The sequence below is a fragment of the Pseudomonas sp. UYEF17 genome, from assembly GCF_040546125.1.
In the GTDB taxonomy this organism is placed as follows: domain Bacteria; phylum Pseudomonadota; class Gammaproteobacteria; order Pseudomonadales; family Pseudomonadaceae; genus Aquipseudomonas; species Aquipseudomonas putida_Z.
The window spans coordinates 37,097-55,466 of the sequence record NZ_JBEPNE010000020.1; the positions used below are offsets into that span (position 1 = coordinate 37,097).

The window sequence follows — 18,370 nt, forward strand, 5'->3', positions numbered from 1 at the left end:
CCTACCTCAGCCGTTAGGGCCCACGGTGGCAACGATGGTGACTTGCTTGTTGTCCGGTATTTCCTGATACGCCAGAACATGCAAATTCGGTACAGCCAGGCGACCGAAACGCGACAGCATGGCGCGGATCGGGCCGGCGACCAGGAGGATGGCCGGCTGGCCCTGCATTTCCTGGCGCTGGGCCGCCTCGATCAGCGAACGCTGCAGCTTCTCGGCCATGCTCGGTTCCAGAAGAACACCGTCTTCCTGACCTTGCCCGGCCCTTTGCAGACTATTGAGCAAAATCTGTTCCAACCTTGGCTCCAGGGTAATCACTGGCAGCTCCGACTCAACGCCGACAATGCTTTGCACGATGGCGCGACACAATCCGACGCGCACTGCCGCCACCAGCGCGGCGGTATCTTGACTCTTGCCGGCGTTGTTCGCGATCGCCTCGGCGATACTGCGAATATCGCGCACTGGCACTTGTTCAGACAACAGCGCTTGCAGCACCTTGAGCAGGCCCGACAAGGAAATGACACCCGGCACCAGCTCTTCTGCAAGTTTAGGCGATGCCTTGGCCAACACCTGCAGCAGTTGCTGGACCTCTTCATGGCCGATCAGCTCGTGGCAGTGCTTCTGCAGGATCTGGTTCAGGTGGGTGGCCACCACGGTGCTGGCGTCGACCACGGTGTAGCCCAGCGACTGCGCCTGGGAGCGCTGGCCGACATCGATCCACACGGCTTCAAGGCCAAACGCCGGGTCGCGCGCGGCGATGCCGTTGAGGGTGCCGAACACCTGCCCCGGGTTGATTGCCAGTTCGCGGTCCGGGTAGATCTCGGCCTCGGCCAGGATCACCCCCATCAGGGTCAGGCGATAGGCGCTGGGCTGCAGGTCGAGGTTGTCGCGGATGTGCACGGTGGGCATGAGGAAGCCCAGGTCTTGCGACAGCTTCTTGCGCACGCCCTTGATCCGCGCCAGCAACTGGCCACCCTGGTTGCGATCGACCAGCGGGATCAACCGGTAGCCGACCTCCAGGCCAATCATGTCGATCGGCGTGACGTCGTCCCAGCCCAGCTCCTTGGTTTCCAGCGCACGCTGTGGCGAGGGCAGCAGGTCCTGCTGGCGCTGCGCCTCCTGCAGCGCCTGCGCCTTGGCCTTCTGTTGCTTCTTCCATACCAGGTAGGCGCCACCACCGGCCAGCAGGCCGAGGCTTAGGAAGGCCACGTGCGGCATGCCCGGCACCAGGCCCATGACGATCATCAGCGCGGCGGACACCGCCAGGGCCTTGGGCGAATCGAACATCTGCCGGTTGATCAGCTTGCCCATGTCCTCGGAGCCCGAAGCACGGGTAACCATGATCGCGGCAGCGGTGGACAGCAACAGTGATGGCAACTGCGCCACCAAACCGTCACCGATGGTCAGCAAGGCGTACACCTTGCCGGCATCGCCAAAGCTCATGCCGTGCTGCAGCATGCCGATCAGCATGCCGCCGATCAGGTTGATGAACAGGATCAGCAGGCCGGCGATGGCGTCACCGCGGACGAACTTGCTGGCACCGTCCATCGAACCGTAGAACTCGGCTTCCTGCGCCACTTCGGCACGACGGTGCTTGGCCTGGGCCTGGTCGATCAGGCCGGCGTTGAGGTCGGCGTCGATGGCCATCTGCTTGCCGGGCATGGCGTCGAGGGTGAAACGCGCGCTCACTTCCGAGATACGCCCCGCGCCCTTGGTCACCACCACGAAGTTGATGATCATGAGGATGGCGAACACCACGGCACCGACCACATAGTTACCGCCGATCACCACCTCGCCGAAGGCCTGGATAACCTTGCCGGCAGCGCCGTGGCCCTCCTGGCCATGCAGCATCACCACCCGGGTGGAAGCCACGTTCAGGGCCAGGCGCAACAGCGTGGCCACCAGCAGGATGGTGGGGAATGCGGCGAAGTCGAGCGGGCGCAGGGCGTAGACGCAGACCAGCAGGACCACGATCGACAGGGCGATGTTGAAAGTGAAGAACACGTCGAGCAGGAACGGCGGTATCGGCAACATCATCATTGCCAACATCACCAGCAGCAACAGCGGCACACCCAGGTTGCCCCGGCCGAGCCCGGCCAGGTTGTTACGGGCGTTGCTGATTAACTGAGTGCGATCCACCGCGAGTCCTCTTGATGCAAAACTTTGACGCACAGGGGGCGCCTGGCGCTGGCTTTGCAAGAAGCCTTCCAACTTTGCTCGACGGTGTTCACCCTGAGGGTTTTATCGCCTGCGAGATCGAGCGCCGCCCGCGCGGCGCTTCGCGGGTGTTCGCCTTGACGCTTTCTGCGCCTGTGAAATCGAGCGCCGCCCGCGCGGCGCATCGCGGGTGTTCGCCTTGACGCTTTCTGCGCCTGTGAAATCGAGCGCCGCCCGCGCGGCGCATCGCGGGACAAGCCCGCTCCCACATTTGTTGCAACGTGGCCATGCCTGCGGGAGAGGTGTTGTCAGCCGGGGTGCAGGGCTTGAGACAGGTGATGCAGCAGCAATGCAACTCAGAAATCCAGTCATCCCACCAAGGCAGGCAACCATGGCCTGACAGGTTTGGCACGTTGCAACAAATGTGGGAGCGGGCTTGTCCCGCGATGCGCCGCGCGGGCGGCGCTCGATCTCACAGGCGCCGAAAAACCACCGACAAACACATCAACTGTCGCGGCGCAGGTCCGGCGGAATCGGCAGGTCGTCCTTCAGCGGCTCTGGCCGCTTGCCCTTGCCTGCCCGGTACTGGCGGATCTGGAACACATAGGCCAGCACCTGCGCCACCGCCAGGTAAAGCCCGGCAGGGATTTCCTGCTCGAGTTCGGTGGAGTAGTAGATCGCCCGCGCCAACGCCGGCGATTCGAGGATCTGGACCTTGTGCTCCACGCCGATCTCGCGAATCTTCAGGGCAATGAAATCCGTCCCCTTGGCCAGCAGCAACGGCGCCGCCCCGCCTCTCTCCGGGTCGTATTGCAAGGCCACCGCATAATGCGTCGGGTTGGTGATGATCACATCGGCCTGCGGCACCGCCGCCATCATGCGCCGCTGCGACACCTCACGCTGCAGCTGGCGAATACGCTGCTTGACCTCGGGCTTGCCTTCGCTGTCCTTGTACTCGTCGCGCACTTCCTGCTTGGTCATCTTCATTTTCTTGTGGGTCTGCCACAGCTGGAACGGCACATCCGCCGCCGCAATCAGCAACAGCCCGGCCGACATCCACAACGCACTCCAGCCCACCACCTGCAGGCTGTGGATGATCGCCTGCTCCAGCGGCTCGTTGGCGATCGACAGCAAGGCCTGACGATCGCTGACCAGCACCACCACCGCCACCACCAAAATCACGAAGAACTTGGCCAGCGCCTTGAGCAGCTCGGTCAGGGCATGCATCGAGAACATGCGCTTGATCCCCGACAGCGGGTTCATGCGGCTGAACTTGGGCTGCAGCAGGCTGCCGGAGAACAGGAAACCGCTCAGCGCGATAGGTGCCACGAAGGAGATCACGAACAGCAGGATCAGTACCGGCTGCGTCGCCCATATCGCCATCTTGCCCGAGGCCAGCAGGAAGGCGCCCATGGCCCGCTCGTCGACGATGATGTCGCGGGTCAGGCTGAAGTTCATGCGCATCATCTCCAACAGCGTCTCGGCCAGGTGGCCGCCGAACGCCAGCAGGCCACCGGCGCCGGCCAGGGTCACCGCCACCGTGTTCAGCTCCTTGGAGCGCGCGATCTCGCCTTTCTCGCGGGCATCGCGCTTGCGCTTTTCGGTGGGGTCTTCTGTCTTGTCCTGACCGCTCTCGCTTTCCGCCATGCTCAGCGCGCCCTCGCCAGTTCACGCAGCCATTGCAGCGCTTCGCTGGCCAATGCCTGGTAGTGGGACAGCACATCGGCCAGGCCGACCCAGAAAATGAACATGCCCATGACCAGGGTCAGCGGAAAACCGATGGAAAAAATGTTCAGTTGCGGCGCGGCGCGGGTCATCACACCAAAGGCAATGTTCACCACCAACAGCGCGGCGATCACCGGCAGAATCAGCAGCAGGCCCGCGGCAAACACCCAGCCCAGGCGCCCGGCCAGCTCCCAGAAATGATTGACCACCAGCGCGTTGCCCACCGGCAAGGTGGTGAAGCTTTCGGTCAGCACCTCGAATACCACCAGGTGGCCATTCATCAGCAGGAACAACACACTTACCAGCATGGTCATGAACTGGCTGATCACCGTGACGTTGACCCCGTTGGCTGGGTCGACCATCGAAGCGAAGGCCATACCCATCTGCACCGCGACGATCTGCCCGGCAATCACGAAGACCTGGAACAGCAACTGCAACGCCAGGCCGAACAGCGCGCCGACAATGATCTGCTCGGCACACAGCAGCAAACCGCGCAGGCTCAGCGGGTCGAACTCAGGCAGGGGTGGCAGTGCCGGGACGATTACCACGGTAATCGCCACCGCCACGTACAGGCGCACCCGCGCCGGCAACATGCGGGTGCCGAAGATGGGCATGGTCATCAGCACCGCTGTCACCCGGAACAACGGCAGGATGAAGGTGGCGACCCAGGTGCCGATCTGCGTGTCGGTCAGCTCCAGCATCGGCGCGTCAACCGATCAGCTGCGGGATGTTGGTGTACAGACTGGTGATGTACTCCATGAACTTCTGCACAAGCCACGGCCCGGCGATGATCAGTGTGACCAGCATCACCAACAGGCGTGGCAGGAAGCTCAGGGTCTGTTCGTTGATCTGCGTGGCGGCCTGGAACATGGCCACCACCAGGCCAACCAGCAGGCTCGGCACCACCAGCACGGCGACCATCAGGGTGGTCAGCCACAGGGCATCACGGAACAGGTCGACTGCGACTTCAGGTGTCATCGGCGGCTCTCCTTGACGGCTTCAGACGCCGCCGAAACTGCTGGCCAAGGTGCCCATGATCAGCGCCCAGCCATCGACCAGCACGAACAGCATGATCTTGAAGGGCAGCGAGATGATCAGCGGCGACAGCATCATCATACCCATGGCCATCAGCACGCTGGCTACCACCATGTCGATGATCAGGAACGGGATGAAGATCATGAAACCGATCTGGAACGCGGTCTTCAGCTCGGAGGTGACGAACGCCGGCACCAGGATCGTCAGCGGCACCTGGTCCGGGCCGGCGATGTCGGTACGCTTGGACAGGCGCATGAACAGGTCGAGGTCGCTTTGCCGGGTTTGCGCCAGCATGAAGTCCTTGAGCGGCCCCTGGGCCTTGTCGATGGCCTGCTGGGCAGTCATCTGCTCCTTCAGGTACGGCTGCAGTGCGTCCTGGTTCACCCGGTCGAACACCGGCGCCATGATGAACATGGTCAGGAACAGCGCCATGCCCGTCAGCAGCTGGTTCGACGGCGTCTGCTGCAGGCCCAGGGCCTGACGCAGGATCGAGAACACGATGATGATGCGGGTGAAGCTGGTCATCAGGATGACGAACGCCGGGATGAAGCTGAGCGCCGTCATGATCAGCAGGATCTGCAGGCTGACCGAATACTCCTGCTGCCCGTCCGCGGTATTGGACAGGGTAATGGCCGGGATCGACAGCGGGTCGGCCCCCAGGGCCAGCGGCGCAGCCAGCAGCAGCGCCAGAGTCAACAACACACGCAGCGCGCCACTCATCACTTCTTGTCCTTAGGGTCCTTGCCCATCAGCTCCATCAGCCGCTGGGCAAACTCCGGCGTCGCCTGGCGGGCGTTTTCCGGCACTTCCACGGGTTCGGCCAGCACATGCAGGGCCTCGATGCTGCCAGGGGTATGGCCGATCAGGATCTGCTCCTTGCCTACCTGCACCAGCAGCAGCCGATCACGCGGGCCGATGGCCCGACTGCCGACGATCTCGATCACCTGCCCGCCCTTCACCGCCGTGCTTTGCATGCGCCGCAGCAACCAGGCCAGGAAGAAGATCAGGCCGACCACCAGCAGCAGGCCGAAGACCATCTGCGCCAGCTGCCCACCGAGGCTGCCAGGCGCGGTTGCCGGGGTTGCCGCCGGTGTGGCAGCGGCCAGGCAAGCCTGGCTGGCGAGCAGCGCGGCGGCCGCCGCGATGGCGCGCATCGTGCCCTTCACTCAGCGCAGCTTCTTGATACGTTCGCTGGGGCTGATCACGTCGGTCAGGCGGATGCCGAACTTCTCGTTGACCACCACCACCTCGCCATGGGCAATCAGCGTGCCGTTGACCAGCACATCGAGCGGCTCGCCGGCCAGGCGGTCGAGCTCGATCACCGAGCCCTGGTTGAGCTGCAGCAGGTTGCGGATGTTGATCTCGGTACTGCCCACTTCCATGGAAATGTTCACCGGGATATCCAGGATCACGTCCAGGTTAGGGCCTTCGAGGCTGACGTTTTCGTTCGGCTTCGGCGAGCTGGCGAACTCCTCCATCGGCAGGCGGCCCGCGCCGCCGGTGCTGCTACCGGTGTCACCACCCAGCAGTGCATCGATATCGGCCTGGCCGGCTGCACCGGTTTCTTCCAGTGCCGCAGCCCATTCATCGGCCAGTGCCTGGTCCTCTGCGGAGGTGATCTCGTTTTCGTTAGCCATGGTTTCCTCGACAGGCATTCAATTCGTTATGAGCGACCGGCACGCCGTCAGCGGCGTTCGATCGGGTCGATGATCTGCAGCGCCAGGTTGCCCTTGTGCGAACCCAGGCGCGCCTTGAACGACGGCACGCCGTTGGCGCGCAGCACCAGGTGCTCGGGCAGCTCCACCGGGATCACGTCGCCAGGTTGCATGTGCAGGATGTCGCGCAGTTTCAGCTGGCGCCGGGCTACGGTGGCGGTCAGCGGCACGGCCACGTCCAGCACGTCCTCGCGCAGGGCCTTGACCCAGCGCTCGTCCTGGTCGTCCAGGTCGGACTGGAAACCGGCGTCGAGCATTTCCCGCACCGGCTCGATCATCGAGTACGGCATGGTCACGTGCAGGTCGCCGCCACCGCCGTCCAGCTCGATGTGGAAGGTGGACACCACTACCGCCTCGCTGGGGCCGACAATGTTGGCCATGGCCGGGTTTACCTCGGAGTTCATGTACTCGAAGGTGACCGGCATGATTGCCTGCCAGGCTTCCTTGAGGTCGACGAAGCACTGGTCCAGCACCATGCGCACCACGCGCAACTCGGTGGGGGTGAACTCGCGGCCTTCGATCTTGGCGTGGCGGCCGTCGCCGCCGAAGAAGTTGTCCACCAGCTTGAACACCAGCTTGGCGTCGAGGATGAACAGCGAGGTACCGCGCAGTGGCTTGATCTTGACCAGGTTGAGGCTGGTCGGCACGTACAGCGAGTGCACGTATTCGCCGAACTTCATCACCTGCACGCCGCCCACTGCCACGTCGGCGGAGCGGCGCAGCAGGTTGAACATGCTGATACGGGTGTAACGGGCGAAACGCTCGTTGATCATTTCCAGGGTCGGCATGCGACCCCGCACGATACGGTCCTGACTGGTCAGGTCGTAGCTTTTGATGCTGCCAGGCTCGGATGCACTCTCGGTCTGCACCAGCCCGTCGTCGACGCCATGCAACAGGGCATCGATTTCATCCTGGGACAGCAGGTCCTGTACGGCCATTGCGGACTCCTACTGCAATACGAAATTGGTGAACAGCAACTGGTCGACGACCGGCTTGCCGACTTCCTTCTGCGCCACTTCCTGAACCACTGCGGTGGCCTTCTGGCGCAGCATTTCCTGCCCCACCGGGCTGCCGGCCAGGGTGTCGAAGCCTTGCCCGGAGAACATCATCACCAGGTTGTTGCGGATCACCGGCATGTGCACCTTGAGGGCGTCCAGGTCAGCCTGGCTGCGCGCTTGCAGGGTGATGCTCACCTGCATGTAGCGCTGGCGGCCGTTCTGGTTGAAGTTGACCACGAAGGCCGGGGCCAGCGCTTCGTAGATAGCCGCTGGCTTGACGTTGCTGGCTGCAGGATCAGCGGCCGGGGCCGGCTCGCTCTTGTGCATGATGAACCAGGTAGCGCCCACCGAAAGGCCGATCGCCAGCAACAGGCCCACTACCGCCAGCAGGATCAGCTTGAGTTTGCCTTTAGTGGCGGGGTCTTTGACTGCTTCGCTCTTCGCCATGCCAATAATCCGTCGTCCATCGGGGGTTCAAGGGAGGATGGCTTGGCTTGAGCAAGTGTTATGCCAGTTTTGGCTGGAGGGATGGGATGGGGCTTAGAGGGGTTCGACGGTAGATGTGTTGCGCTTGTGAGATCGAGCGCCGCCCGCGCGGCGCTTCGCAGCACAAGGCTGCTCCTACATCTGTTTCGGGCCAGTCACTCCTGTGAGTTCACCTCTGTCCGCCTTGTTTGTTCCATTCAATATCGAGGGAGGGCGCGGCTGCTTTTCATCAATCCTCAGCCATGCACCAAGGCTGCAACCCACCTGGCACAGGAGATATTGGCCCGAAACAGATGTAGGAGCAGCCTTGTGCTGCGAAGCGCCGCGCGGGCGGCGCTCGATCTAACAGGCGCAAAAAACCTTAAGGCATGCACCCCACATCACGCGTAGTAATCGACCGCACTGTCGCCAACAACCACCTGCTGCTCCACAGGCCGGGCGCTATCGACTGCCTCTGCCCCCCCCTGCTCGGCCCGGCGCGCCGCCACCCCGGACAGGTTGCTGCCCTGCGCCTGCCCCTGCTGCTGTTGCTGCCCACGCGACTGGTCGGCCACGTTGACGTCCGGCTGTGCCAGCCCCTGCTGGGCGAACAGCTCGCGCAGGCGGTGCACCTGGCTGTCGAGGGCGTCACGCACGCCGGCGTGGCCGCTGATGAAGGTGACTTGTGTCGACTGGTCCGTCGCAACATTGACGCGAATGTCCAGGCGGCCCAGTTCCGCCGGTTCCAGCTGGATATCCGCCGACTTGAGGTTCTGGCTGGACAGGTACATGACCCGGTTGACCAGGCCCTCGGCCCAGGCGTTCTGGTTCATCGGCAGCGGCTGGTGCAATGGGCTGGCATTGGCCGGCACGGCATTGGCGGTCTTGGCCGTGGCGGCCTGGGTCAGGTTGGCCAGGCGGTTGGCGAAATCGTCTACGCGTGTATCGCTGCCAGCGCTCTTGGTGTCTTTCAGGCCATCTTCGAGCAAGCCAGCAAAGGCCTTGTCGCCAGGCTCGCCCGTTTCACCCTCGGCATTCTCGACCAGATTCGCCAAGGTATTGACGGCCATCTGCCCCTCTTCGCCCTGTGCCTGCGAAGGGCCCAGGGCATGAGCCGACGTCGCTCCCTTGGCCTGGGCGCTTTGTTCCAGCGCCAGGCGCAGGGTAGGCAGGTTGGCCAAAGGGTCGGCGTCAGGGTCGAAGGCTTCCTCGGCGGCCGGCTCCTCGGGCAGCTCGGCGGTGACCTGCGCCTGCGCCGCGGCGGCCTGCAACACCGGCGCCACCGCCTCGGCCTGGGCCTGGATCAGTTGTGCGCCAGGCTGGGCGTCGGTGACCTGGCCGGCAACCAGGCTGGCATCGCGCAAGCCGGTGTCGGCCTGGGCCTGGTCGTCGCCTGGCAATTGTTTGCCGTCATCGGCAACCGCGGGTTTGTCGGCAGCGGCTTTCTTGCCGCCCTGCGCCGCCTCGGGCTTGTCCTTGGGCTTGGCCTGAGCGACCTTGTCGTCCTGCCCGGCGGCCTTGTCGCGGCCCTGCCGGGCCATCACCTGGCCGAAGCCGTCGCCCTTGTCGCCCGGCGCCTGCAGCGGCTTGTCGGCCTGTGCGGCGGCCGAACGCGAGGTGTTGGCAATGGCGTTGCCTTGCAACAATGGGTTGGGTGCGACAGGCATCGAGCGGTCTCCGCGCCAGAAACAAAAAAATCTTACTGCCAGAGACAGGCAAGACTCGCGCCAAGTCGTGCTTCAACCCGCCGAAATGCGCTGCTGCTCACCTCGGTAGAAGCCCTGCACCTCGAGGAACTCTTGGTCGATGCGGTTGATCAGGTCTTCGATCCCATACAGCGGGGGCCGCCGTGCGCACTCCTCCAGCTGCTGGCACAGGTTGGCCAATGCAACCGCGCCCATGTTGCTGCTGCTGCCCTTGAAACTGTGAGCCGCAGAGCGGAGCTCTTCGGCACTTTTGGCCGCGTGCAGCTGGCCCAGGCGCCGTTCGGAGTCGTCGAGAAAGGTTTGCACCAACTGCAGGTAGCCATCTTCCATGACCTCACGCAGGTCGCTGAGTACCTTGTGGTCAATATGCATGTCAGTCACTTGTTCACTCCTTGATCAAGCCAGATTATGCCCGAGCCAACCCGTGGCTCACCAGACGAACTCCACATGCGCGCAGCGCCCGCCCTCACTCCAGTGCGCGCTGCTGGCCAGCCGCCGCACCAGGTTCACGCCTCGCCCGCTCAGCCCCTGCTCCAGCGAGGGCCGCGACAGCACCCGTTGCACATCGAACCCGGCACCACTGTCACGGACCTCGATCATCAGACGCCCGCCGTCAGCTTGCGGTTCAACCTTGAAATCGATGCGCACGTAACCGTCGGTCAGAACCCCAAGGCGCCGGGCGCGTTCCTGATAATAGTCGGCAAAGCCCTGTACATCGCGCTTGAGCTGCGAGTCCAGGCCCAGCACGCCGTGCTCCAGGGCGTTGGAATACAGCTCGCTGAGCACGCTGTGCAGGTTGCCGGTACGCGCGCGCAGGCCGTGAATCTCCTGCAACAACTGCACCAGGTACGGCACCGGGTTGAAGCGCTTCAGGCTCTGGCCACGCACCTCGAACCCCAGCGACCAGTCCAGCGGGCTGGAGCGGCCGCTATCAGAGTAGATCATCGGCGCCGGCACCCGCTCCTCGGCGCTGAACATACGAATGTCGCACAGGCTGATGTCATCGCGCGGGCGCCCGCCAAAGCGCTCCAGGGCCTGCATCACTTCGTCGAACAACCGCACCGGGTCACGGTTGTCGGCCAGCACCCTGCGCAGGCGCTGCACACCAAACAGGCGTTCCTGGTCGTCGGCGGTGTCCAGCACGCCGTCCGACAGCAGCAGCAGGCGCTCGCCCGGCGCCAGCGGCAACACTTCGGTACTGTCATCGAAACGCTCGGCGTCCAGAATGCCCAGCGGCAGGTGTCGCGAAGTCAGCGCCGACAGCACCTGGCCATCCACTGCCAGGCGATAGCCATCAGGCATGCCGCCGTTCCACACTTCCACCGAACCGCGCTGCATGCTGAGGTTGAGCAGCAGCGCACAACAGAACATGTCCACCGGCAGGATACGTTTGAGCTTGGCATTCATCTCGCGCAGGATCTGCGCCATGCCGTAGCCCTTGGCAGTCATGCCGTAGAACACTTCGGCCAGCGGCATGGCGCCTACCGCCGCCGGCAGGCCGTGGCCGGTGAAATCGCCAAGCAGCACGCGCATGTCGCCGGACGGGGTGAACGCGGCCAGCATCAGGTCGCCATTGAACAGCGCATAGGGCGATTGCAGGTAGCGGATGTTGGGCGCGGCCAGGCAGCCGGAGTGGGCCACCTTGTCGAACACCGCCTTGGCCACCCGCTGCTCGTTGAGCAGGTGGTGGTGGTGCCGGGCAATCTGGTCGCGCTGCTCCAGCACGGTGGCCTGCAGCCGGCGCAGGCGGTCCATGGCGCGGATCTTGGCGCCGAGGATCACCGCACTGTAGGGCTTGGCCATGAAGTCGTCGCCCCCGGCCTCCAGGCAGCGCACCAGGCCTTCCTCCTCGTTCAATGACGTCAGGAAAATGATCGGCACCAGCGCTTCGCCAGCCAGGGCCTTGATCTGCCGCGCCGCCTCGAAGCCATCCATCACCGGCATCAGCGCATCCAGCAGCACCAGTTGCGGGCGCCGCTCGACGAACAGCGCCACCGCCTGCTCGCCGTTTTCCGCGGTGAATACCTGATGGCCCTGACGGCGCACGATCTGCGCCAGCAGCAGGCGGTCGGCGGCACCGTCTTCGGCGACCAGCACGGTCAACGCCTGTTCGGCCGGCATGTCGGCGCTCAACTGATATCGAAGAGTTTTTCGAAATTGGAGATGGCGAGGATCTTGCGCACATCGGAGCTGGCATGCACCACACGCACATCCGACTCATCGCCGCCCGCATGGTCACGCAGCAACAGCAGCATGCCGAGTGCGGAACTGTCGAGGTAGGTGGTGTCCTTCAGGTCGACGACCACCGAATCTGGCCGGCCGGGATGGCGTTCGTAGGCGTCACGAAATTCCTGATGCTTGCCGAAATCGAAGCGCCCCTTGATCTTTATCGTCAGCTTTTTCCCGTCCTGCGAAAAATCAGTCTCGACTGCCATGCTAGCGATTCCTTCGATGATGGCGGATGCAACTCCTTAAAGGTTTAGCAGGCGATGGCGGGGGTGGCAAGCATGCCATTCCCACAGGCGGTGCACCCAGTGTAGGAGCGGCCTTGTGTCGCGAAAGGGCCGCAGAGCGGCCCCGGCGATATTTGCTGCGAAGCTGAAATCCTGGGGCCGCTGCGCGCCCCTTTCGCGACACAAGGCCGCTCCTACAGGGTACCGCGCAAGCCCAATGGGCAGCTTAAAGGTGATTCTGCCGCGGCAGGCGTTGTGACAGCTCGTCGAGCAAGCGCTGCTCGCGCTTGTCTTCGGCTCGCCGGGCTTCGTCCAGGTAGCGCTGCACCAGCTTGCGCAAGCCTTCCACCCGGGCATAGGCCTGCTGCCAGGTGCCGCGTGCGTTGTCGAGGTTGTTCTGGTGCCAGACCAGGCTCTGGCGCTGCTGGGTCATGGCCGTTTCCAGCTGCCCGAGGAAGCGCTGGTAATTGACCAGCCAGCTACCGTTTACCCCCTGCCCGCCACGGTTGATCCACTGCAGTTGGTAATCCTCGCGAAACCGCTCGAGCTCGGCCAACTTGGCCTGGGCCGTGGCCACCTGCTGCTGGAAATGCCCAAGGCGCTGGGCAGCCTTGCGCTCGGCCTCCTCGGCCATGTCCACCACCGGCGCCAGGCGCGCGGCACGTCCGGGCAGCGCCATGATCTATCAGCCGGCCGGGGGCGTGAAGATCGCCCCCAACTGGTCGCGGCTTTGCGCCATGCCCACGTTCTCGCGCAAGCCCTGACGCAGAAACTCCACCAGCTTCGATTGCAGGGCAATGGCCAGGTCGGTTTCCGGGTCGCCACCGGCCACATAGGCACCCACGCTGATCAAGTCGCGGCTCTGCGACAGGCGCGACCACAACTGCTTGAACTTTTGCGCCTGGCGCAAATGGTCGGCATCGACCACCTGGGGCATGACCCGACTGATCGAGGCTTCGATGTCGATGGCCGGGTAATGACCTTCCTCGGCCAGCCGCCGCGACAGCACGAAGTGGCCATCGAGTACACCACGCGCCGAGTCGGCAATCGGGTCCTGTTGGTCGTCGCCCTCGGACAACACGGTGTAGAACGCGGTGATCGAACCACCACCTGGCTCGCCGTTGCCGGCCCGCTCCACCAGCTTGGGCAGCTTGGCGAACACCGACGGCGGGTAACCCCGGGTGGCCGGCGGCTCGCCGATGGCCAGGGCAATTTCACGCTGGGCCTGGGCGAAACGGGTCAGCGAGTCCATCAGCAACAGCACGTTCTTGCCCTTGTCGCGGAAGTACTCGGCAATACGTGTGCAGTACATGGCGGCCCGCAGGCGCATCAGCGGCGCATCGTCGGCGGGCGAAGCGACCACCACCGAGCGCTTGAGGCCTTCCTCACCAAGGATATGCTCGATGAATTCCTTGACCTCGCGACCCCGCTCGCCGATCAGGCCGACGACGATGATCTCGGCTTCGGTGAAGCGGGTCATCATGCCCAGCAACACCGACTTGCCCACACCGGTACCGGCGAACAGGCCCAGGCGCTGGCCGCGACCGACGGTGAGCAGGCCATTGATGCTGCGAATACCCACGTCCAGCGGCTTGCTGATGGGGTCGCGGTTCAACGGGTTGATCACCGGGCCGTCCATCGGCACCCAGTCCTCGGCCTTCATCCCGCCCTTGCCATCCAGCGCGCGGCCGGCGCCGTCGAGCACCCGGCCGAGCATGCTCATGCCCATGGGCAGGCGGCCGCCGTCATCCAGCGGCACAACCCGGGCGCCGGGGGCGATGCCGACGATGCTGCCGACCGGCATGAGGAATACCTTGGACCCGGCAAAGCCCATGACTTCGGCCTCCACCTGCACCGGGTGGTAGCTGTCGTCGTTGATTACCAGGCAGCGGCTGCCGACTGCAGCGCGCAGGCCTTCGGCTTCCAGGGTGAGGCCGACCATACGCAGCAGGCGGCCTTCGACGATGGGCTGGGCCGGCAGCTCGATGGCCTCGGCATAACTGCCCAGGCGCTTGCCGAAACTGGTGCGCTTAAGGTGCATCGGGGGTATCCACCGGGCGGTCCAGGTCAACGGACATATCCGCTGCCGCCGGGTGCAGCGAATGATCGTGCAACTGGTCGAACAGTTGTGCCACGGCTTTCTCGATGCGGGTTTCCATGGTCGCGTCGATGCGGCTGTGCGCGGTCTCGATACGGCAGCCGCCTGGCAGCAGTGCGCTGTCCTCGAGCAGCCGCCAGCTTTCCTCATGGCGCTCGCGCAGGGCCTTGGCCAGCTCGAAATCCTGCGGGTTGAGGTGGATGCGGATATTGTCCGCGCCCATGGGCAGCAGCTTGAGCGCTTCGCGCAGTACCTGGGTTATCTGGCTGGAATCGCCCCGCAGTTCGCGACCGATCACCTGGCGGGTCATGTGAGCCACCAGGTGGACCAGAGCCTTCTCGATCTGCGTGTCCTGCTCGGCGATCGGCTCCATCAGGTTGCTCATCAGCCGGTCGAGGCTTTCCAGCTTGGTCTTCAGGGCCTCTTCGGCCTCCTGGCGGACCTTGAGCTGGGTGCTATGGAAGCCCTCGCGCTCACCGGTGGCGAAGCCTTCGTTGTAGGCCTCCTGGCGGATGGCCTCGAGTTCTTCAAGGGTCAGCGGCTGGACTTCTTCCAGCGGCACTTCCTCGACTTCTTCCTCGATTACCTCGGGTTCCGGCTCCGGTTCGGGCTCAGGCTCCGGTTCCGGGTCGAAGCTGGGCAGCGCCCATACGTCCACGCCCTCGAGGTCGCGGGCGCGGATCAGGTCGCTGGGGTGATGTTCTTTGGTGGGCATGCTGTCATGTTCTCAAACCATGTTCAGCCGACACGGTCCCTGTGGGAGCGGGTTTACCCGCTCCCACAAGGGGCGGCGTCGGCCTTCAGATCGCGAATACCTTAGATCATTTCCTCGGCACCCTTGCCGCCGAGCACGATCTCGCCGGCCTCGGCCATGCGGCGGGCGATGGTGAGGATTTCCTTCTGCGCCGTTTCCACGTCGCTGACCCGCACCGGCCCCTTGGCCTCCAGGTCGTCGCGCAACAGCTCCGAGGCACGTTTGGACATGTTCTTGAAAATCTTGTCCTTGACCCGCTCGTCGGCGCCCTTGAGCGACACCACCAGCACGTCGGACGAGACTTCGCGCAGCAGCGCCTGGATGCCTCGGTCGTCGACGTCGGCGAGGTTGTTGAAGACGAACATCAGGTCTTCGATCTGCTCCGACAGGTCGCTGTCGATCTCGCGGATCGCGTCCATCAGTGCACCTTCCACCGAGCTGTCGAGGAAGTTCATGATGTCGGCGGCGCGCTTGATGCCGCCCAAGGTGGTACGCGCTGCGTTGGAGTTGCCCGAGAACTGCTTCTCGAGGATCTGGTTCAGCTCCTTCAGCGCCGCTGGCTGCACGGTGTTCAGCGACGACACGCGCAGGACGATGTCCAGGCGCACCTTGTGGTCGAAGTTGCTCAGCACTTCGCCGGCCTGGTCGGGGTCGAGGTAGGCAACCACGATGGCCTGGATCTGCGGGTGCTCGTAGCGGATCACGTCGGCAACGGCGCGCGGCTCCATCCACTTCAGGCTGTCCAGGCCGCTGGTGTTGCCACCGAGCAGGATGCGGTCGACCAGGCCGTTGGCCTTGTCCTCGCCCAGGGCCTGGTTGAGCATCTTGCGGATATAGGCATCGGAGCCCACGCCCAGGCTGGTCTGGTCGCCGACGATTTCGACGAACTCGCTCATCACCTGCTCGACCTGTTCACGGTGCACATTGCCCATCTGCGCCATGGCCACACCCACCCGCTGCACTTCCTTGGGCCCCATGTGTCGCAGCACCTGGGCGGCATCGGTCTCGCCCAGCGAAAGCAGGAGGATCGCCGCCTTGTCGACGCGGCTCAGCTTGGCGGTAACGGCTCGGTTATCACTCATCGGCGTTGATCCACTCTTTCACGACCTGGGCAACGCGGCCCGGGTCTTCGGCCACCAGGCCTTTGATTGCGTTGAGCTGTGCCTCGTAACCCTCGTTCGGGCTAGGCAGCAGAATGCTTGTCGGGCCACCCAGACTGACGCGGTCGTTGGCCAGTTCGCCATCCAGACCCATCATGCCGCCCAGCTCCATGTCGCTATCCGGGGCAGCCTGCTTGCCGCCCCCTGTAATGTTGTTCAGCACCGGACGCAGCACACCGAACACCAGCACCAGGATGAACACCACGCCCAGCACTTGCTTGACGATGTCCCAGAACCACGGCTGCTGGTAGAAGGCGATGTCGGTGATCTCTTCGCCGCGGTCGGCGGCGAACGGCACGTTGATCACCGTCACGCTGTCGCCACGGCTGGCGTCGAAGCCGACCGCGTCCTGTACCAGGCGAGTGAAGCGTGCCAGGTCCTCGGCGCCCCATGGCGCACGGGTGGCGTCGCCGGTGGCCGGGTCGATCTTGACCTGGTCGTCCACCACCACCGCCACCGACAGGCGGGTCATGCGCCCCTGCTGCTGGCGGGTGTGGCTGATGGAGCGGTCCAGCTCGAAGTTCTTGGTGCTTTGCTGGCGCTTGTCCGACGGGTACGGCGCGAGCATCGGCTGGCCGGTGGCCGGGTCCATGATCTGCTGGCCGTTGGCATCCACCAGCGGCTGGCCAGGCTGGATGGCCGCGGCCGGGGTAGCGGCACCACCGGTGGTCTGCGGTGCCGAGGCCGGGCCTGGCGGCTGGTTGCTCAGCGCACCGGGCACACCTTGCGGGCCCTGGCTGCTGGCACGTTGTTCATCGACCGACTGCTCGCTGCGCAGCGCCGGCTGGTCTGGGTTGAATTGCTCGGAGGTGGACTCGACCGCACTGAAGTCCAGGTCGGCGGACACTTCGGCCTTGTAGCGGTCATTGCCCAGCACCGGCTGCAGGATGTTGTGCACCCGCTGGGTGAGCATGCTTTCCACCCGGCGGCTGTAGTCGAACTGTTTGCCTGCCTGGGTCAGGGCGGTGTCCTGGATCTGCTCGGACAGCAGGTTGCCCTTCTGGTCGACCACGGTGACCTGGGACTTGTCCAGTTCCGGCACGCTGGTGGCGACCAGGTTGACGATGGCCATCACCTGCCCGGCTTCCAGGGCACGGCCCGGGTACAGCTCGACCAGTACCGAGGCGCTGGGCTTGCGTTCGTCACGCACGAACACCGAGCTTTTCGGGATGGCCAGGTGCACGCGCGCGCCCTTGACGTTGTTCAGGCTGGACACGGTACGCGCCAGCTCGCCTTCCAGGCTGCGACGGTAACGGGTGGCTTCCATGAACTGGCTGGTGCCCAGGCCCTGCTCCTTGTCGAGCAGCTCGAAACCGACGTTGCCATCGCTTGGCGCCACGCCGGCGGCCGCCAGTTTCAAGCGCGCACGGGAGAGGTCGTCGGCCTTGACCAGCAGAGCACCGGAATTGGGCTCGACGTTGTAGGGGATGTCGGCGGCGGCCAGGGTATCCATGACCTGCTTGGTGTCCATGCCCGCCAGGCTGCCGTACAGCGGACGGTAATCGGGTTGTTGCGACCACAGCACCACGGCAAAGCCGATCGCCACGCTGGCGGCCAGGCCGACCAGAAGGCCGATCTGACGCAGCATGGGCATCTGCGCGATGTTTTCCAGAAACGCCATGCCGAACAGCGGCGGTTTGGCCGCGGGCGGGCCGCTTTTGGCAGGGGCGTTGTCGACGACTGCTTCAGCCATGGTTTACGTCCGTCCTCAAACCGGCATCTGCATGATGTCCTGGTACGCCTGGACCAGCTTGTTGCGTACCTGGGTCAGGGCCTGCATCGACACGCTGGCCTTTTGCGAAGCGATCATCACATCGGTCAGGTCGACACCACTCTTGCCGATCTCGAAGGCGTTGGCCAACTGGGTCGAAGCCTGCTGCGTCTCATGCACCTTGCCGATGGCCTGGCCGAGCATGTCGGCAAAGGTACTTTGCCCGGGTGCCAACTCGGGGGCAGCGGCCACCTTTGGCAGCGACATGGCATCGGCCTGCATGGCCCGCATGTCCAGCATCAGACGATTGAATTCAACACCTTGGCTCATGACCCTTCTCTCTCCTGCGGCCGCATTTTTTTGACAGTGATGCGGCGGATAGCCAACCTAAAGCAA

General features: G+C 64.2%; 19 protein-coding genes. All 19 read right to left on the reverse strand.

Annotated features, from left to right (window positions below; all coding sequences use genetic code 11):
- Positions 1-6 precede the first annotated feature (6 nt).
- Positions 7-2,136 (reverse strand): flagellar biosynthesis protein FlhA, encoded by a 2,130-nt coding sequence (gene flhA / locus ABIB24_RS22905; protein ID WP_025340073.1) that lies wholly within the window; start codon positions 2,134-2,136, stop codon positions 7-9.
- A 522-nt stretch (positions 2,137-2,658) separates the two neighbouring features.
- The gene (flhB, locus tag ABIB24_RS22910) at positions 2,659-3,801 is read right to left on the reverse strand and encodes a flagellar biosynthesis protein FlhB (RefSeq protein WP_274078404.1); all 1,143 of its coding nucleotides are present in this window, start codon (positions 3,799-3,801) and stop codon (positions 2,659-2,661) included.
- A gap of 2 nt (positions 3,802-3,803) precedes the next feature.
- Positions 3,804-4,580 carry a flagellar biosynthetic protein FliR gene (gene fliR, locus ABIB24_RS22915; protein ID WP_025340075.1) on the reverse strand — a complete coding sequence of 259 codons (777 nt, stop codon included), beginning with the start codon at positions 4,578-4,580 and terminating at the stop codon, positions 3,804-3,806.
- A 7-nt stretch (positions 4,581-4,587) separates the two neighbouring features.
- The gene (gene fliQ / locus ABIB24_RS22920; protein WP_013973591.1) at positions 4,588-4,857 is read right to left on the reverse strand and encodes a flagellar biosynthesis protein FliQ; all 270 of its coding nucleotides are present in this window, start codon (positions 4,855-4,857) and stop codon (positions 4,588-4,590) included.
- Positions 4,858-4,878: 21 nt separating this feature from the next.
- On the reverse strand, positions 4,879-5,634 hold the full coding sequence (gene fliP / locus ABIB24_RS22925) for a flagellar type III secretion system pore protein FliP (protein ID WP_003257293.1): 756 nt from the start codon (positions 5,632-5,634) through the stop codon (positions 4,879-4,881).
- Positions 5,634-6,068, reverse strand: a complete 435-nt coding sequence (gene fliO, locus ABIB24_RS22930) for a flagellar biosynthetic protein FliO (RefSeq protein ID WP_043936227.1) — start codon at positions 6,066-6,068, stop codon at positions 5,634-5,636. The genes fliP and fliO overlap by 1 nt, the downstream gene beginning before the upstream one ends.
- 12 nt (positions 6,069-6,080) lie before the next feature.
- Positions 6,081-6,551, reverse strand: coding sequence for a flagellar motor switch protein FliN (gene fliN / locus ABIB24_RS22935; protein WP_003257291.1), 471 nt, complete (start codon positions 6,549-6,551; stop codon positions 6,081-6,083).
- 47 nt (positions 6,552-6,598) lie between these two features.
- Positions 6,599-7,567, reverse strand: coding sequence for a flagellar motor switch protein FliM (gene fliM, locus ABIB24_RS22940; protein ID WP_013973595.1), 969 nt, complete (start codon positions 7,565-7,567; stop codon positions 6,599-6,601).
- Positions 7,568-7,576: 9 nt separating this feature from the next.
- Complete coding sequence (fliL, locus tag ABIB24_RS22945) at positions 7,577-8,074, reverse strand: flagellar basal body-associated protein FliL (RefSeq protein ID WP_025340078.1); 498 nt, start codon at positions 8,072-8,074, stop codon at positions 7,577-7,579.
- 419 nt (positions 8,075-8,493) lie between these two features.
- Positions 8,494-9,759, reverse strand: a complete 1,266-nt coding sequence (locus tag ABIB24_RS22950; RefSeq protein ID WP_354317282.1) for a flagellar hook-length control protein FliK — start codon at positions 9,757-9,759, stop codon at positions 8,494-8,496.
- A 72-nt stretch (positions 9,760-9,831) separates the two neighbouring features.
- Entirely contained in the window at positions 9,832-10,179 is a 348-nt protein-coding gene (locus tag ABIB24_RS22955; RefSeq protein WP_137164527.1) for an Hpt domain-containing protein, read from the reverse strand.
- A 48-nt stretch (positions 10,180-10,227) separates the two neighbouring features.
- Positions 10,228-11,919 carry a fused response regulator/phosphatase gene (locus ABIB24_RS22960; RefSeq protein ID WP_354317283.1) on the reverse strand — a complete coding sequence of 564 codons (1,692 nt, stop codon included), beginning with the start codon at positions 11,917-11,919 and terminating at the stop codon, positions 10,228-10,230.
- Between the two features lie 8 nt (positions 11,920-11,927).
- A complete protein-coding gene (locus ABIB24_RS22965; protein ID WP_025340082.1) occupies positions 11,928-12,233 on the reverse strand; it encodes an STAS domain-containing protein in 306 nt (101 codons plus the stop codon).
- Positions 12,234-12,477: 244 nt separating this feature from the next.
- Positions 12,478-12,930, reverse strand: coding sequence for a flagellar export protein FliJ (gene fliJ / locus ABIB24_RS22970; RefSeq protein WP_025340083.1), 453 nt, complete (start codon positions 12,928-12,930; stop codon positions 12,478-12,480).
- Positions 12,931-12,936: 6 nt separating this feature from the next.
- On the reverse strand, positions 12,937-14,292 hold the full coding sequence (gene fliI, locus ABIB24_RS22975) for a flagellar protein export ATPase FliI (RefSeq protein ID WP_137164529.1): 1,356 nt from the start codon (positions 14,290-14,292) through the stop codon (positions 12,937-12,939).
- Entirely contained in the window at positions 14,282-15,064 is a 783-nt protein-coding gene (gene fliH, locus ABIB24_RS22980) for a flagellar assembly protein FliH (RefSeq protein WP_274078406.1), read from the reverse strand. Before fliH ends, fliI begins: the two co-directional genes overlap by 11 nt.
- A 101-nt stretch (positions 15,065-15,165) precedes the next feature.
- The gene (fliG, locus tag ABIB24_RS22985) at positions 15,166-16,185 is read right to left on the reverse strand and encodes a flagellar motor switch protein FliG (protein WP_003257289.1); all 1,020 of its coding nucleotides are present in this window, start codon (positions 16,183-16,185) and stop codon (positions 15,166-15,168) included.
- Positions 16,178-17,956, reverse strand: a complete 1,779-nt coding sequence (gene fliF, locus ABIB24_RS22990) for a flagellar basal-body MS-ring/collar protein FliF (protein WP_354317284.1) — start codon at positions 17,954-17,956, stop codon at positions 16,178-16,180. Before fliF ends, fliG begins: the two co-directional genes overlap by 8 nt.
- 15 nt (positions 17,957-17,971) lie before the next feature.
- Positions 17,972-18,304 (reverse strand): flagellar hook-basal body complex protein FliE, encoded by a 333-nt coding sequence (fliE, locus tag ABIB24_RS22995; RefSeq protein ID WP_013973606.1) that lies wholly within the window; start codon positions 18,302-18,304, stop codon positions 17,972-17,974.
- Between the last annotated feature and the right edge of the window lie 66 nt (positions 18,305-18,370).